Origin of the sequence: Armatimonas rosea (genome assembly GCF_014202505.1) — a bacterium.
Taxonomy (GTDB): domain Bacteria; phylum Armatimonadota; class Armatimonadia; order Armatimonadales; family Armatimonadaceae; genus Armatimonas; species Armatimonas rosea.
The window spans coordinates 458,258-474,026 of record NZ_JACHGW010000002.1 but is presented as its reverse complement, the minus strand read 5'-3'; the positions used below and the strand labels follow the sequence as shown (position 1 = coordinate 474,026).

14 protein-coding genes are annotated in these 15,769 nt (G+C 65.0%); 7 read left to right on the top strand and 7 right to left on the bottom strand.

Annotation, left to right across the window (positions count from 1 at the left end):
- The first annotated feature begins 21 nt into the window (after window positions 1–21).
- A complete protein-coding gene (locus HNQ39_RS10115) occupies window positions 22–654 on the top strand; it encodes a dioxygenase family protein (protein ID WP_221289939.1) in 633 nt (210 codons plus the stop codon).
- A gap of 132 nt (window positions 655–786) precedes the next feature.
- On the opposite strand, the gene HNQ39_RS10110 is transcribed toward HNQ39_RS10115, so the two are convergent.
- Genes HNQ39_RS10110 through HNQ39_RS10100 form a run of 3 tightly spaced genes read right to left on the bottom strand, consistent with a single transcriptional unit; the run spans window position 787 to window position 3,796 of the window.
- Window positions 787–1,638, bottom strand: a complete 852-nt coding sequence (locus tag HNQ39_RS10110) for an alpha/beta hydrolase (RefSeq protein ID WP_184194852.1) — start codon at window positions 1,636–1,638, stop codon at window positions 787–789.
- A 15-nt stretch (window positions 1,639–1,653) separates the two neighbouring features.
- A complete protein-coding gene (locus HNQ39_RS10105) occupies window positions 1,654–2,442 on the bottom strand; it encodes a hypothetical protein (protein WP_184194849.1) in 789 nt (262 codons plus the stop codon).
- A gap of 58 nt (window positions 2,443–2,500) precedes the next feature.
- Window positions 2,501–3,796, bottom strand: coding sequence for an alpha-L-fucosidase (locus tag HNQ39_RS10100; protein WP_184194846.1), 1,296 nt, complete (start codon window positions 3,794–3,796; stop codon window positions 2,501–2,503).
- A gap of 105 nt (window positions 3,797–3,901) precedes the next feature.
- Between HNQ39_RS10100 and HNQ39_RS10095 the strand changes: the two genes are divergently transcribed.
- Genes HNQ39_RS10095 through HNQ39_RS10070 form a run of 6 tightly spaced genes read left to right on the top strand, consistent with a single transcriptional unit; the run spans window position 3,902 to window position 10,965 of the window.
- Complete coding sequence (locus HNQ39_RS10095; RefSeq protein ID WP_184194844.1) at window positions 3,902–4,981, top strand: LacI family DNA-binding transcriptional regulator; 1,080 nt, start codon at window positions 3,902–3,904, stop codon at window positions 4,979–4,981.
- Complete coding sequence (locus tag HNQ39_RS10090; protein WP_184194841.1) at window positions 4,978–5,880, top strand: DUF1559 family PulG-like putative transporter; 903 nt, start codon at window positions 4,978–4,980, stop codon at window positions 5,878–5,880. Before HNQ39_RS10095 ends, HNQ39_RS10090 begins: the two co-directional genes overlap by 4 nt.
- On the top strand, window positions 5,881–7,788 hold the full coding sequence (locus HNQ39_RS10085; RefSeq protein WP_184194838.1) for a tetratricopeptide repeat protein: 1,908 nt from the start codon (window positions 5,881–5,883) through the stop codon (window positions 7,786–7,788).
- A gap of 3 nt (window positions 7,789–7,791) precedes the next feature.
- Window positions 7,792–7,989: a hypothetical protein gene (locus tag HNQ39_RS10080; protein WP_184194835.1), complete on the top strand. Its 198-nt coding sequence runs from the start codon at window positions 7,792–7,794 to the stop codon at window positions 7,987–7,989.
- On the top strand, window positions 7,976–9,625 hold the full coding sequence (locus tag HNQ39_RS10075) for a CRTAC1 family protein (protein WP_184194832.1): 1,650 nt from the start codon (window positions 7,976–7,978) through the stop codon (window positions 9,623–9,625). Before HNQ39_RS10080 ends, HNQ39_RS10075 begins: the two co-directional genes overlap by 14 nt.
- Window positions 9,622–10,965 (top strand): glycoside hydrolase, encoded by a 1,344-nt coding sequence (locus tag HNQ39_RS10070; RefSeq protein ID WP_184194829.1) that lies wholly within the window; start codon window positions 9,622–9,624, stop codon window positions 10,963–10,965. The genes HNQ39_RS10075 and HNQ39_RS10070 overlap by 4 nt, the downstream gene beginning before the upstream one ends.
- Here the strand turns inward: HNQ39_RS10070 and HNQ39_RS10065 are convergent.
- The 4 genes from HNQ39_RS10065 to HNQ39_RS10050 form a co-directional block, all read right to left on the bottom strand.
- Entirely contained in the window at window positions 10,949–12,808 is a 1,860-nt protein-coding gene (locus HNQ39_RS10065) for a M48 family metallopeptidase (protein WP_184194826.1), read from the bottom strand. The two genes, HNQ39_RS10070 and HNQ39_RS10065, sit on opposite strands and share 17 nt — an antisense overlap.
- A gap of 40 nt (window positions 12,809–12,848) precedes the next feature.
- Window positions 12,849–13,850 carry a GHMP family kinase ATP-binding protein gene (locus HNQ39_RS10060; RefSeq protein WP_184194823.1) on the bottom strand — a complete coding sequence of 334 codons (1,002 nt, stop codon included), beginning with the start codon at window positions 13,848–13,850 and terminating at the stop codon, window positions 12,849–12,851.
- Window positions 13,851–14,119: 269 nt separating this feature from the next.
- On the bottom strand, window positions 14,120–15,001 hold the full coding sequence (locus HNQ39_RS10055) for a metallophosphoesterase (RefSeq protein ID WP_184194820.1): 882 nt from the start codon (window positions 14,999–15,001) through the stop codon (window positions 14,120–14,122).
- Window positions 14,998–15,753: a dolichyl-phosphate beta-glucosyltransferase gene (locus HNQ39_RS10050; protein WP_184194817.1), complete on the bottom strand. Its 756-nt coding sequence runs from the start codon at window positions 15,751–15,753 to the stop codon at window positions 14,998–15,000. The genes HNQ39_RS10055 and HNQ39_RS10050 overlap by 4 nt, the downstream gene beginning before the upstream one ends.
- Between the last annotated feature and the right edge of the window lie 16 nt (window positions 15,754–15,769).

The following is a 15,769-nucleotide window of genomic DNA, read 5'->3' as shown; positions in this document are numbered from 1 at the left end:
TTATGGTACGCTTTTCCTACGATGCAACGACGAAGTTTTCTCACGCTAGGGAGCCTGCTCCTCACCACCCCGGGCGCGTTCGCCGACGAGCTTGCGCGCACGCCCAAGCAGACCGAGGGGCCGTTCTACCCCGACAAGCTCCCGCTGGACACCGACAACGATCTCTTACAGGTCAACGATGCCCTCACCCCCGCGGTCGGAGTCGTGACCTACCTCTCGGGGCGCATTCTGGATAGTCGCGGTAACCCGGTGCGCAACGCCACGGTCGAGATCTGGCAGTGCGACAACAACGGGGTCTATATCCACAGCAAGGACAGCGAGCCCAAGAAAGACAAGCAAGACAAGAACTTCCAGGGCTTTGGGCGCTTTGTCACGGGCTCCACGGGCGGATACCTCTTCCGCACGATCAAGCCCGTCCCCTACCCCGGCCGCGCTCCGCACATCCATGTCGCGGTCAAGCTCAAGGGCAAGAAAGAGCTCATCACCCAGTGCTACATCGCGGGCGAGGCACAGAACGCCACCGACGGTGTCTTCAAGGGCATCCCCGTAGCGCAGCGCAAGCTGGTCGAGTCGACGTTTAAGCCGCTCAAGGGCTCCAAGATCGGCGAGCTTACCGCGGGCTTTGATATCGTGCTGGGCATCACGCCGGAGTAGCCGCCGATTGGAAATCGGCGGCTGCAATGGCGTCGTCTCTCCGCCGCAAAGCCCGTGCCGGGCTCGAATTCGGTAGCCCGGTACGGGCTTCGTAGCCGCAGGCTATTGCAGCCGCCCAATTCGATTGGGCGGCTACTTGGTCTTGAGGTGTTTGTCGAAGAAACCCGTGACAATTGGGCGGAGGTCCATCGCGAGGGGCTTTTTATTCCAGGTCTGGAGGTCAAAGGTATGGCCTGCGCCGGGGACAACGATCAGCTGGTGCTCTAGCTTGAGCTCGGTGAGGCGCTTGTCGAGGTCACGGGATTGATCGATATCCACCGTGGTGTCGCGGTCGCCGTGGAGGATGAGGATCGGGGGAATGCCCTTCTTGAGGTGCGTGATCGGCGAGGCGAGGGCGCGGTCGGCCTCCGAGAGCGTGGGCTTGTCGCCAAAGACAGCATCCGACGGCACACGTTTCTCTAGCGGCGTCCCATCCGGCGAGATCTGCTTGCGGCTCCGAATATCCGAGACCCCGTAGAGATCGACCACGGCCTGCACTCGGCTGGAGACTCCGGGGTAGGGGGTGGGCGGCTCCAGCTCTTTGACACCGTCGGTGACTCCCAGCATGAGCGCCAGATGCCCGCCGGCGGAGCCACCAATCACCCCGATATGAGCGGCATCGATCCCCAGCTTCTCGGCGTTGACTCTTAGGTAGCGCACCGCGTTCTTACAGTCCCAGACATTGGTTGGCCAGCGCCCATTGGCATCCAGGCGGTAGTCGATACTGACACAGACATAGCCCGCCTTGGCGAGAGTGGTGCCGATATTGAGCTCTCGCCCCGCGGACTTGCTCCCGCCCGTCCAGCCGCCCCCGTGGATAATCACGATGCCCGGCGAGCGTGTCCCCGGTGTGCGCCCGGGCGGGAGGTAGAGGTCGAGCTTCTCTTTCCGGTCGGGAGTAAGAAACGCGACCTCGCGCTGAATGACAACATCCTGAAAGATCATGCCGCCATTGTACCGCTAGATATCGAAGCGGAAGTCGGTGAAGCTCTGGGTGGAGCCATCCTTAAACGTGATGGTTCCAGTGCCATCCCGATCCCAGATGACCGTGGCAGGAAGCAGCTCCGACGAGCCGGTGACGGTTCCGGTGCCGGTGCCCTCTGCGGTGTAGCTCAGCTCGATATTGAAGAGCTTGTCGTTGTTGTAGCGCACCTTGGTCGTGCTATCGGTGCCGTACTCGATATCGTAGTAGCGCATGTTGCCCTGGGGGTCGCGGAAGCCATTCTTGACAATGGTCACCCCGTTGATACTGGAGCCCACCGTGCTAAAAGGGCCAAACTCCGGGCTGGTTCCCTGGAAGTCGTAGCGCAGGCCGGTGCTATCGAGGATCACGCTGTAGGTGGCGTTGTAGCCCTTCTGTGGCCCCGCCGTGATCTCGACCGTCGAGCCCTTCGAGAACTGCCCCTGCTCGCCGGGAGTGTAGAAGTAGCGCATCTTCCCCGCCGGCTGGGTCAGCGCGGCATCGGCGAAGAAGTCCTCGCCACCGTCCACGGGGAGAACCCAGAGCTCGTAGAACTCATTGTAGACCGCGAGGCTCTCGGCGCGGGTTGCGCGAGAGGCACCGGAGGCACCCGCGACACCGCTCTGCCCCTGCTGCTTCGACGCGAACCCTTGCTCGACCGCGGTCAGAATCTCCTGCTTGGTGACACGTGTCCCCGCCGGCGTAGACGAGACACTTCCTCCACCCCCACAGCCCGCGAGCATAAGGACCGAGGCAGCAAACCCAAAGACAAATAAACGACGTTTCATCAACAACCTCCGTATTCAGAAACGTGAATTAAAAGTCGTTCGTTCCCAAATCATCGGGTTATTTTAGAAAAATCTCAATTACCGGGACCGCCACATTGGGCTTCTGGATCGGGAGGCGCAGGGCCAGCGAGGCGCGCTTGTTGTCGCCCGAGAAGTCGTGCTGCCAGGGCTCGATATCTTTCATGAGCACCTCCGACGCATCGTTGAGGAGCTGGGCGTACTCCACCCGGGCGGGGTCGAGGCCATCGAGGTAGAGCTGTCCGAAGGGCCAGGCGAGGACATGGACATAGAGCCGGTTGGTAGTCGGGTTGTAGGTGTAGCGGCAGTCGCGGGGGGCGTCGCCCAGCTCGGCGGGGGCTTGGGTGCAGCCGTAGATCGAGCGGGAGTGGCGCTTCATCCACTCGCCCATGCCCTGGAGACGGTCCAGCGCGCGGGCATCGAACTCGCCGCGCCCGGTGGGGCCGACATTGAGCAGGAGGTTGCCGCCCTTGCTCACCGTGTCGATCAGCATCTGCACCAGCATCTCCAGCGACTTCCAGCTGGACTCGTCCCGGTGGTAGCCCCAGGAGCCGGAGAAGGTCTGGCAGGCCTCCCAGGTGACCGGCTTGCCCTGGAACTGCACCCACTGGCGCGGCTGGAACTGCTCGGGGGTCTTGATATCCCAGCCAGCGTCGAGGTCGAGGCGGTCGTTGAGGATGATGCCGGGCTGGAGCTCGCGGATGAGCTTGTAGAGGTTCTCGCTGTCCCAGTCCGCGCGGCCCTTGGCAGGCGGGTAGGAGAAGTCGCACCAGAGGATGTCGATTTTTCCAAACTCGGAGAGAATCTCGCGCACCTGGCCGTGCAGGTACTTGGCGTAGCGGCTCTGGTCGCGGCCCTCGTTGAGCTTGTCTTTATCCGGGGAGTTGCGCATCGGGTGGATATGATCGACCACGAAGTCCGGGTGGTGCCAGTCGATCAGCGAGTGGTAGAAGCCCGTCTTGAGGCCGTGGCCCCGGAAGGCATCGACCATCGGGCGCAAGAGATCTTTGCCGTAGGGCGTGTTGGTGGCCTTGTAGTCGGTCAGCTTCGAGTCCCAGAGACAGAACCCCTCGTGGTGCTTGGTGGTGATGACAAAGTACTTCATCCCCGCGTTCTCGGCGGCGCTCGCCCAAACCTCGGGGTCGTAGAGATCGGGGTCGAAGAACTTAAAGTACCGCTCGTAGCGCTCGTCGGTGAGCTGCTCCTGGTTCTTGAGCCACTCGTGGCGCGCGCCCAGGGCGTAGAGGCCCCAGTGGATAAACATACCAAAGCGGTCGTGGGTAAACCAGGACGTATCGCCGGGAGTCGGCTCGGGTTGTGGAATCGTCTGTGACATGCTCCTTGGGTTCGCTACCCCCTCCGCAATTTCCTGCGAAAACCCTGGGTATTGTTAAAACTTGCATAAAGTAGAAAACGTTGCTAAAATACTTTAGCAACAACGATGAGCAGAGTAGCAACGCCCGCCTCTCGCCGAATCCGCCTGGAAGATGTCGCACGTCAGGCCGGGGTCTCGGTCGCCACAGCCTCGCAGGCGCTGAGCGAGAAATCGGGCCAGTACCGCATCTCCACCGATGTGATCGAGCGGGTGCGGCAGACGGCTCAAGAGCTAGACTACTCCCCCAACCGCCTGGTACGCTCGATGCAGGGCCGGGGAACCCATATCCTGAGCTTCTTCAACGGCTACCGCACGCGTACCCCGCAGGACCTCTACATGAACACCCTGGGAACCGCGCTGGAGCGGGCCGCGGGACGCCTGGGCTACGATCTGCTGATCCACTGCGACTTCTCACGCTCCCCACAGGAGATCTACCAGCACCTCAATGGCGGGATCGCCGATGCGGTCTTGTTCTTCGCGCCCCAGCCCGACGATCCCCTGCTGGCACTACTCAAGAACTCGCGCCTCAAGACCGTGCTGATCGGAGGCCAGGTCGAGGGAAGCCTGCCACAAGTCGTCGAGGATGTCGAAGGTGGGATGCAGCAGGTGGCGCAGCAGCTCCTCAAGGCAGGGCACCGGGAGATTGGGGTGCTCTTCGACGATAGCAAGAGCCCGGACTTTCCGCAGCGTGTCGGGTTCCTGCGCCAGGAGCTGGCCCGCCAGGGAGTCGCTCTGCCGGAGACCTGTATCACCGACTTTGCGGAGCTCGCCGCGCACCTAGAGGCCAAGACAGCGCCCACCGCCCTCTTCTGCCCCCGTGACCGCCTGGCCTATCTCCTGCTGGACCAGTGCACCGAGCACGGCATCCGCATCCCCGAGCAGCTCAGCCTGGTGGGCTACGACGGCCTCCCGTGGGAGACGCAGAGCGGGCACACCGTGGCATCGGTCAAGGTAGATATCGAGGCGCTCGCCGAGGCCGCGATCGCGCAGGCTGTGGCGCTGGTCCAAGGCGAGAGCCCTCTCCCTCAAGTCCAGTACCTCCCCACGAGCTTCCTCGCGGGAACGACGCTAGGAGCAGTACCGACCGGGGCTGCTTCTCAGCACAACACGACACCCGGTCCCCGCTATTCAGAGGTGAATCCATGAAAAATCAACGGAGCACAAAGCACGTCTTTACCCTCATTGAGCTTCTTGTCGTGATTGCTATTATTGCTATCTTGGCAGCCATCCTCTTCCCGGTCTTTGCCCAAGCCCGTGAGAAGGCCCGCGCGATCTCCTGCCTGTCGAACCTGCGCCAGATCGGCATGGCGACCATGCAGTATATCCAGGACTACGACGAGACCTACCCGCTAGGCTATGTCTGGAAAGACGGCGGCAGTGATAGCGAGTGGGGCGGGACGATGTACACAATCTCCCTGGGACCCTACCTGCAGAAGCTCGGTGCGGTCGGCTCGGATGTGGTCAATAGTGGCCTGACCACGGGCTCGATCTTTGTCTGTCCCTCGGCAGGGAAGCCCAACAAGAACCCCGATGGCAACCCCTTTAGCCCGGCGAACCTGATCGGCCAGTCCTACTCGATGAACAAGTCCGCGCTCACCGGCAATGCCTGGACCAGCATCCGGCAGAGCGATGGCTCGAACCTCAACCTGTTCATGCCCGTCTCTCTCTCGTCGCTCAACCAGCCCGCGAGCCTGGTCGCCTTCGCCGACTCCGCCGTGATTCAGGCGGGCAATGTCACGGCCCAGGGTGGCGGTGCCTGCGCCTCGCAGTCTGCCAGCGATGCCTCTGCCAACTGTGGCCCCTTCAACAACCTCACCCCCGAGGCCTGGAAGCCGATCTCGGACCGCGCCGCGGCATGGGACTTCGACGTTCCCGGAAACAACACCGGCAACGGCGACTACGGCCGTGGACGCCGCCCCTACGGTCGCCACATGAACAAGATCAACTGTGTCTTCGCGGATGGGCATGCCAAGGCAGTCAATGCCAACTCCCTCCGCGCAAAGGTCGGCTCCGCCGATGACATCTGGCACAACTACACCAACTAGTTGAAGACAACACGACGAACGTGGGTAGTCCTCTGGGTTGCCGTCGCCGCCCTCGCGGCGGCGGTAGCCCCCTCTCTGACAGGCAGGTTTCGTGACCAGCGCTGGCGTGCCCTCTCGCTCGCCCAGCTCGCCCCGCAACAAAAAACAAGCGCCTCCGACCCAGTCTTCCTGTACTACCTGGGCCGGCGCCTCAACGAACAAGGTCGCTTCACCGAGGCCGCCCCGTTTCTGGAGCAGGCCGCGGGCTTCGACCCCGGCTCGCCGCGCATCCGGGAGGCCTGGGCGCAGGCGCTCCTAGGCTCGGGGCAGGTCTCGGCCGCCTTTGGCCAGCTCAAGCAGTTCGCAGGTACCAACCCCCGCCTCGCCGAGGCCCACTATCTCCTGGGAAGCTACCACCTCACCCAGAAAGCTTGGCCTCTCGCCCAGAAAGCGCTGGAGCAAGCGGTCGCACTTCGCCCGGACTACGGGCAAGCGCTCTCCCTGCTCGCCAATGTCTGCCTTCAGCAGCAGTTTATCGACCAAGGCCGCACCTACCTAGAGCGCGCCCTGCAGGCCCGTCCCTACGCCGCCCTCGACCACCTCCAGCTCGCGCTCCTGGAGGCCAGCCGCAACCCCGCCCGCGCCGAGACGGAGTTTCAAAAGGCCACCCAGCTCCTTCCCGCCCACGCCGAGAGCTACCGTGCCTGGGCCAACTTCTGCCTGGGGCGCGGTGAGGCCAAGAAAGCCGTCGAGCGGGCCCAAAAAGCGGTCGCGCTGGCCCCGGAGGAGGCACAGAACCACTATGTCCTGGGCCGGGGCCTGCTTCAAAGCGGCGACGAAGCCGCGGCACGACCGGAGCTGGAGCGCGCCGCCGCCCTCGCCCCGCTCAACCCCCTGCCGGCCCAGGAGCTGCGCCTGATCGCCAGTCACGCGCAAGACACCGCGACCGAGACGCACTGGCGCGCCGAGTACGAGCGCCGCCAGAGCTACCAGAGCACCCGGCGAAAGCTGGAGAGTCAGCTCAAGGTCACCCCACAAGACAGTGCGCTCCGCCGGGAGCTCGCGGGGCTGATCGGGCAGACCGGCAGTGTCGAGGGCACGGTTCAGGAGTGGGCACGCGCCCTCCGCCAGCGCCCCGATGAGCCGTCGGTGCTGACCGCCGCCGCCCGATCGCTGACCGCGGGAGGCTTTCCCGCCGCAGCGATCCCCCTCGCGCGACAGGCCATCAGCAGTGCGCCCAACAATGTCGCCGCCTACGAGGCCCTGGGAGATGCCTACCTCGCCCGTGACTGGATCCATGAGGCTGCGGTCGCGTTCCAGTCGGCGACCAATGGTGCCCCCCGCCAGCGCGAGCTCTATAAAAAGCGTCTCGCCGAGGCAGTGGCCAACCGGCAGGCGCACCCGACTCCCGCCTGGAAGCACCTCCTCGCCGCCCAGAGCGCCCCCAGCGATACCGAGGCCCTCGCGGAGCTCGGGAAGGCGCTGGACGCCGACCAGGCGCACGTGGAGAGCCTGCGCACCCGCATGGAGCTCTACTACCGCCTTGGCCAGCCCGAGCCCGCCCTCACGGATGCCCGGCGCTTGCTGGCGCTCCTCCCCGACGATAGCAAAGGAAGCTTGTTTGCGGCGCTGATCCTGCTGCGCGAGCCCCTGACCGAGGACCGTACCCTCCAGATCAGCGCCCTGCTCGACCGCGCCGAGGTAAGCGGGGGAGCCACGCCCACCCTCCTCTACGGTCGTGGGCTCTTTGCGCTGGCTCGGAAACAGCCCAAGGATGCTCTTGTCTATCTCACCAAGTCCGCCCAGCTTGACCCCGAGTCGCGCGCCGTCTTTGCCAAGCTTATCGAGGCCGCGCAGCAAGCAGGCGATTCCACCACCGAGGCCAACGCCCGGAAACAGCTCGATCTTCTCACCCAAAGGAAACCCTAGACCATGAAAACTCTCTCTCTCTTTGCCGCTCTTGCGCTACTTGCCACCCTCACCGGCTGCTCCAACAAGCCCGAGGATGCAGGTGCCCCGACCCCGCCGCCGGCCATGAAGGTCAACGGCCAGAACGTCCCCAGCGAGGGCGCGCACTATGTCCAGCAGATGCAACAAAACGGCCAGCAAGCCCCCAATGGCGGTCGCTAGCGTGCGGGCTTGCCGCACGTCGCTCCCTCTGGCGTTCTTGACACTCGCACTCAGCGGGTGCCATCCCAGTGCGCCATCGTCCGAGAGCCCCAAGCCTCCTGAGGCGCCCGTGCGCTTTCAGGAGGTGGTGGGTGCGCTCGACTTTAAGGCGGAGCTTCCCGGCACGCGCCCGCTCAACGCGCTCCAGACAATCGGGAGCGGCTGTGCGTTTCTCGATGCCAACGCCGACGGCAACCTGGATGTTCTGCTGATCGCGGAGACGCCGCAGCTCTTTCTGGGCGAGGGGACGGGCAAGTTCACCCGCGTGGCACTCCTCCCCCACTTGAGCGCACGCTTTATCGGCTGCGCGGTGGGGGACTACGACGGCGACGGCTACGACGATCTCTACCTCTCGGCCTACCGCGGGGGCGTCCTGCTCCACAATGAGACGGGAAAGGGCTTTAAAGATGTCACGGCGGGCAGTGGGCTGGCCGCGCAGCCCTTTGGCACGGCCTGTGTCTGGGTGGAGAGTGTCAAGGGCTCCGGGAAGCTCGATCTCCTTGTCGCCAACTACGCCCGCTTTGGTGCCGATCAGGGCCAGCCCCTGCTCTGCGATGCCAAGAGTAGCGACGGCAAGCCGATACAGACGTCGTGCCCGCCGCGCCAGTACCCACCGCTTCCCGCAGTGCTGTTTCGCAACGACGGCAAGGGGCACTTTCGGGCCGAGCCCACCCCCACGACAGGCCGTGGCCTCGGTGCCGCCGCCGCCGATCCCGAGGGCACGGGCCAGCAGCAGCTCGCGCTCGCCAACGATGAGATCGAGGGGGACTTGCTCCAGCGCGAGGGCGAAAAGCTGGTCAACCACGCCCCCGATGCCGGGGTCCACACCGACCGCGATGGCAATGTCCACGGCGGGATGGGCGCAGACTGGGGCGACTACGACAACGACGGCAAGCTGGACCTGGTGGTCGCCACGTTCAACAACGAGCCCAAGTCGCTCTACCACAACGAGGGCAAGGGGCTCTTCACCGACCAGGCACAGGCTGCCGGGACGAGCCTGGCGCTCCTGCCCTATGTCTCGTTTGGGGTGAAGTTCTTCGATGCCGACAACGACGGTTTTCTGGACCTGCTCTTTGCCAACGGCCATGTCCAGGACAATATCGCCCAGATCGACCCGTCGCAGAGCTACCGCCAGCCGACCGTCTTTCTCCACAACGACAGCGGCACGCGCTTCACCGATCTCTCCAAGGCCGTGAGCGCGGCACTGACCAAGCCCCTTGTCGGGCGCGGCCTCGCGGTCGGGGACTACGACAACGACGGGCGCGTGGACGTGCTGATCGGCGATATCGAGGGAACGCCCCTGCTCCTGCATAACGAGAGCCCCCAGAAGAGCTGGATCGGGTTCGTGCTGGAGGGGAGCAAGAGCAACCGCAACGGCTACGGAGCCCGGGTGACGGTCACAGCGGGCGGCAAGACCTACGTGCGCCACTGCCACACCGACGGCTCCTACCTCTCGGCATCGGATAAGCGCGTCCACGTCGGGCTGGGCGCGGCCACCACAGTTGAGAAAATCAGCATCCTCTGGCCCTCGGGGGTCACCCAGACAGTCACCGGTGCCGCACTGAATCGCTACAACCCCGTGAAAGAGACCCCATGACGCTCACTCTCGACCCAAGCCAGACCTTCCAGACCCTAGAGGGAATCGGGGCCTCGCTCGCCTGGAGCGGCGACCCCGTCGGCGAGAGCTGGCCCTTGGCGACCAAGACCGCACTCGCGGACCTGCTCTTCTGCCCCGAGCGCGGGGCGGGGCTCTCCGGGGTGCGCTTCAATATCGGGGCGGGGGGTGCCTGGGTGGAAGAGAGCCCTGCGGACCCGTGGCGCCACCCGAAGTGCTTCCAGCGAACCGCCGATTCCCCCTTCGACCCGAGCTGCCACGCCGGCCAGCAGTGGTTCCTGCGCGCCGCCGCCGAGCGCGGGGCGAGCTGCCGGGTCGCGTTTGCCAATAGCCCGCCGTGCTGGCTCACCCAGAACGGACGCGCCACCCACGACAAGAGCCAGCAGGGCCTGACCACCAACCTATTGCCCGGCGCTGAAGAGGCGTTTGCGGAGTTTCTCGCCGAGGTCGTGGCGCACTTTGAGAGCATCGGGCTCCCCTTCACCGCTCTCAGCCCGGTCAACGAGCCGCAGTGGGCGTGGGAAGATGGCACGCAAGAGGGCTGCCGCTTCAGCAACTTGGACATTCTCGCGGTTGCCCACGCGCTCCGTGCCGTGCTGGACCGCCGGGGGCTCTCTATCGAGCTCGACCTGCCCGAGGCCGCCGACCTGCGCTTCCTGATCGACGGACAAGCCGAGGCGCTCGCGGCGGTCTGTGAGGGGAAGCTCTGTGGGCACGGCTACTGGACCTACGACCCGCAAGACGAGAGCCGGCGCCTGCGCGAGGCCGTGCGGGAGACAGTTGCCAAGCACGTCCCCGGGGGCCGTTTCTGGCAGTCGGAGGTCTGTATCATGGAGCCCGGCCGCGACCTGGGGATGGAGACCGCGCTCCGGGTGGCACGTATGGTGCACCAGGACTTTGTCCACGCCGATGCGACTGCCTGGTTCTGGTGGCTCGCGCTCTCCCCCTACGACTACAAAGACGGCCTGATCTACCTCGGCCCCGACCAGACCTACGAGACCAGCAAGACCCTTTGGGTGCTGGGGAACTTTGCGCGCTTTCTCCGCCCCGGCTGGCGGCGCATCGACGCCGCACTCCCCCCGGAGAGCGAGGCCACCGGACTCTATGCCTCCGTCTGGTGCGATCCTGCGGGTGAGAGCCTGGCGCTGGTGACGGTCAACACCAGCGACCACGCGCACACGCTAGAGCCAAGCGAGCCCGTGCTCTTGACCCCCTACACGACCCGTGACACCCAGACTCTGGAGCTGGGGAGTGCCCAGCAAGCGCTCCAGGTGCCCCCCCGCTCCGTCGTGACCTGGACCGGCGCTATGCCGCGTAGATAAGGGCGCTCGGGATCGCCTCGACGGCCTTGCGAATCCACGAGTAGCTACTATAGATCGGAACAACCATCATGGGGACGGCCTCATCCACAGCCGTGAGGAGCTTTCTCCAGTCCCCCTCCTCGTTCATCCGCATCGACTTCTTTTTCAGCTGCACTACTAGGATCAGAAACTCCGTGTCCTCGGCGAAGTTCACCACCTGTTTCTGCACTAAATACGCCTTGCCCAGGTCCTCGAACTGCGCCAGCGTCTCCCGAAGCTCGACCACCTTTTCGGCGCTCAGCCCATGGGCGATCAGGGTGTCTTTCGAGGTAAGCCGGCTCCGCTCTTGGTTCCAGTCTTGCACCTGGTCAGCGTGACGGAGCGCGCGGGTGTAGGCCTGCCGCGCCGCGTCTTCGTCACCGACCCGCTTGTGGTAGTTCCGCAGGAGGCGCATCGCCGCCCCTGTGGCCAGGGGCCAGCGCTGGCTGAGCTCCTCAAGGAGTGCCGCGCCCTCGGGCTCGTCGCGCTCGATCAGAATCCGGCCCACATCGAAGCGCGCCTGATTGCCCACTTTCTCCGAGTCAAAGAGTGCCTGGTAGAGCGGCAAGGCAGCGTCCTCACTCTCATACTCCTCCACCCCCGATGCGTACTCATAGGCCTCTTCGTCGGTGAAGACAGCCCCATTGCCGCGGCGTGTGGCGAGCACATCGAACTTATTGCGCGCTGCCAGCGCCTCTTCGTGCCCCTTGCGCCAGCCCACAGAGGCCGACCGGTACCAGATGCCGTCCAGGATCTCCGTGAGGCGAGCGAGGTTGTTGCCAAAGAACGCCTCCGCCGCCGAGCGCGTCGGCTTCTCGGGGACACGTGCCTCCTCGCCCAGTGCCGCCAAGCGGTCCTTGAGGGCGGGGTGAGAGTTGACAAAACTGGTGTCTTCCAGCAGCGCGATACGTAGCGTGCGGGCATCGGTCGTCGGATCGGAGCTCTCCTGACGCAGGATGCGGCCTTGCTCCAGGAAGATATGCCGCGGTGCCTCACTCTCCTGCGAAAGCCGCTTTTGCAGGGGCTCCCAGAGATTTTTGGTGAGGAGACTGGAGCGCACCCGTCCGGCACAGAGCGCATCGGCGGCCACCCGCGCGCCCACCGCCTCCGCCGCGATCTTATCGGCCTCGTACTCGTCCTGGCGGCGCAGTGGGAACGTGTAGGCATTCAGGTGGGGAAGGTACCAGTGGGCAAAGCTCGCCAGCATGCCCTTCCCAGACTCCGCCAGCCGCTCCCAGGTCTCAAAGATGCGGTAGACCTTGCTCCCAAAGTGGGCGTGGCCGCTACGCAGGTGGCCTAGCTCGTGGGCGATCACGGACTCAAACTCCTGCGGGGAGAGTGCCTGCATGAGCGGAAGGCCCACAATCAGGTAGTTCTTCGGCCAGCCCAGGATTCCCAGGCGGGGGAGCTGTGCCGCGGCGGCGTTGTACTCCGTGGTGAGCAGGAGCTTGGAGAACGCCGGTGCCCCCGTTTTCTGGCGCAGGCGCTCGACCATCTCAAAGAGCTGCGGGGCATCGTCGCGTGTGAGAGGCACGCCCTCGGGCTCGGTCACCGTGATCCAGAGCGAGCGTAGCAGTGTCCCGGCAAAGGCCAGCAGGATAATCGCGACCTTGATGAGCCCCCCTGAGAAGCGCCCCGAGATCATGGCACTTACCACCAGTGCCAGCAGGGCGAGTGTCCCCAGTAGCAGGAGGGCAATAAAGCCATAGCCCAGAGCGATCCAGCCGACAATCTTTTTTCGATAGGCTGCCGGATCGCGCTGCGCCTGGGTCTCCAAGCGATGCACATAGGCCTCAAACTCTTCATTCGTCCACTTTTTTGCCATCGGGCCTACTCCCTAGCCCCCTTTGAACGGGGGAAATTTTTTATTCTTGGGTCACGGTCAGTCCTTGCGAGGGCACGGGGCGGATGATCCGTCCCGCGCCGGCCTCCTTGAGCGCGGCGATGGTCCGCTCAGGCTCAAAAGTGAGGCAGAGGACAGTTCCCCCCTGCCCCGCGCCAGCCAGCTTGGCTCCGATTGCCCCGTTTGCCAGCGCGACCTCTACCAGCTTGTCCACGGCGGCACCGCTCGCTCCCAGGCGAAACTGTACCTCTTGGTTCTGGTTCATGAGGGCGGCGATTGTCTCCCAGTCGCCTTCCAGTATCGCCTTCTTCCCGTTGCGTGCTAAACGCGGGACGACGTTGTCGTAGAGCTCGCGCACCTCGGGGTCGTTGTCGAGCCAGCGCTGGCGGACGGGCTTGTGGGCCGCGCCGGAGTGGTGCTTAACCCCCGTGTGCGCTAAGACAAAGGGCAGGGGCTGGGGCACCAGCTCGATCAGCGGCTCGACGGTCGCGTAGGGCTGGGCGTCCATGGCGATATGGCTACCTTTGTCGCGGAAGTCCATGTAGTTGAGGCCCCCGAAGACCGCCATGTGCTGGTCCTGGAAGCCGCAGATCACCCCCAGAATCTCGTACTCAATCTTGCGGATCGCGGCGGCGATGGCGTGCTTGTGCTCCACCCGCCCGATCTTCTTGGAGACCGCACCGTAGACCGCGGCCATGAGCGCGGTCGAGCCGGCCAGCCCCGCCTGCATGGGAATCTCGGTGCTCGTGGTCAGGTGAAACCCAACCGTCCCCGGGACAATCCCCATCCCCTTGAGCACGGCCTTGGCTAAATCCAGGCGCGGAAACTCCGCAGAGGGCTCCAAGTCCGCCAGTGCATGAATCACTTGGCTCTCGCCGTTGTCGGCTTCAAGGATCAGGGAATCGGAGTCGGTGAGGGTGCAGGTTGCACGCTCGGAGAGGGAGCAGGAGATAACGGAGCCGCCGTACATGTCGGTCGGGTTGCCCAAGACGCCACAGCGTCCGGGCGCAGTTGCCACGATCATGGAGGCATTTTACAGCATTTGTGGGTGGCATCCCTCCGGCATCCCTCGGGCATCCCTCCCCCCGGCCCCCTCCCTTCGCTCTGTTTCCCGCTTCGCGGGGACGAAGGGAGGGGGAGTCCGAGGGGGTGGTGCCACTCCCGCCTCGTCCCTCGGCACCCCCTCTCCTCCCGCGGAACGCGGAGCCAGAGGGAGAGGGGGTCGCAGGGGCCCCACTCGTGGGGTATGCGGGGGGAGTGTATGTATGCGGGGGGAGTTGCCCGGCGTAGTGCCTATCCCACCCGTAGCGTCAATCGTGCCACCTCGGGGCGGCAGGCGAAGCGGGGGGCAAGCCAGGGCATGTAGGGTAGGAAGGCGAGGCCAATGCCGCGGGAGATGTAGGTGGTCAGGTTGCCCCCCGGATCGTAGCCGAGGATCTTGGTGAGCCGGGCGTGGTCGAACGCGCCGCAGTCCAGCAGGCGGCTGAGGGGGTTCTGGGTCTTCCACGGCCCGACAAACGGGAAGCGCACCTGCCCGCCGTGCGTGTGGCCCGAGAGCATCAGATCGACACCCGCCCGTGCCGCCAGCGCCGCGACTTGGGGCGAGTGGGCAAGAAAGAGCGTGAAGCGCTCCAGGGTGAGCGCGGCAAAGGTGGCCTCCAGGTCCGCAAACCCATAGTAGGGATCGTCGCAACCCGCCAGTGTGATGGTCTCCCCGCGCAGGGTCAGCGGCAGGCTCTCGTTGGTGAGCGTGCAGACCCCCACATCGGCGAGGAGTGCTTCGAGCCAGGCGCGACGCTCGGGGCGAATCTTGTGCTCCGCATTGCCCCAGACCGAGAAGGTCGGCGTGCCGGGAAAGAGCTCCGCGAGTTCCTTGACAAGACGAACCGCGTGGACCACGCCCCGGTAGCTGCCGAGGAAGTCGCCGCCCCAGAGGATCAGGTCGGGTGGCTCCAGCCCTGCGCAGAGCTCCACCACGCGCCGCTCGCGCTCCCCGAACTCCCAGACATGCGGGTCCGAGAGAAAGAGAATCGAGACCCCATCCCAGGCGGCGGGCAGGCGCGGCAAGAAGAGCTCGGGGTGGGTGACCTCGACCAGCATCGGCTCGATCTTGAGGGCGTAGACCGCCAGCCCTGCCGCGGCCCCTGCCGCCAGTCCTAGCCCTTTCCTGCTCATCGCGAGAGCGGCGCCGCCGCCGCGCTCACGGGCTCCACACGGGCATGGAGTGTCCGAATCTTCACGACATCCCGCAGCATCCGCAGGCCCGCCTTGAGGTAGGCCGCGCGGGTGGGGAATGCCGCCGCTCCCTCTTGGTGTGCCCAGCGCACAGGAATCTCCGCGATCTTAAGCCCCAGCCGCCGCGCCAGAAAGAGCGCCTCGACATCGAAGCTAAAGCCATCGAGCTGGCAGCGGGAGAAGATCGCCTGAGCGGCATCGCGGGTCAGAAGCTTGAAACCGCACTGGGTATCTTCAATTCCGGGGGTGGCCGCCACCTGGACGATTTTATTGAATGCCCGCCCACAGAGCTCCCGCAGCAGCGGCTGGCGGACGGTGAGCTCGGACTCGCGCAGGGGCCGGGAGCCGATCGCATAGGCCGCGCCCGAATCGAGCGCCGCTTCCAGCTTGACAAGCTCCTCGATAGGGGTCGCGAGGTCGGCGTCCATGAAGAGCACCCGCTCTCCCGCAGCGCGGAGCACGCCGTAGCGCACGGCGTAGCCCTTGCCCCGGTTGCCACCGTAGCTCAGGACCGTCACGCCGGGAAATCCCGCCGCCACGGCCGTGGTCTCGTCACGCGAGCCGTCATCGACCACCAGCACCTCCGCTTGGGAGCTAAGGCCGCGCGTGCGAAGATAGCCCAGAGTCGCCTCCAGAGTACGCGGCAGGCGCTGGGCTTCGTTGTAGGCAGGAATCACGATGGAGAGCTGCATGGAGTTGCCTCTATTG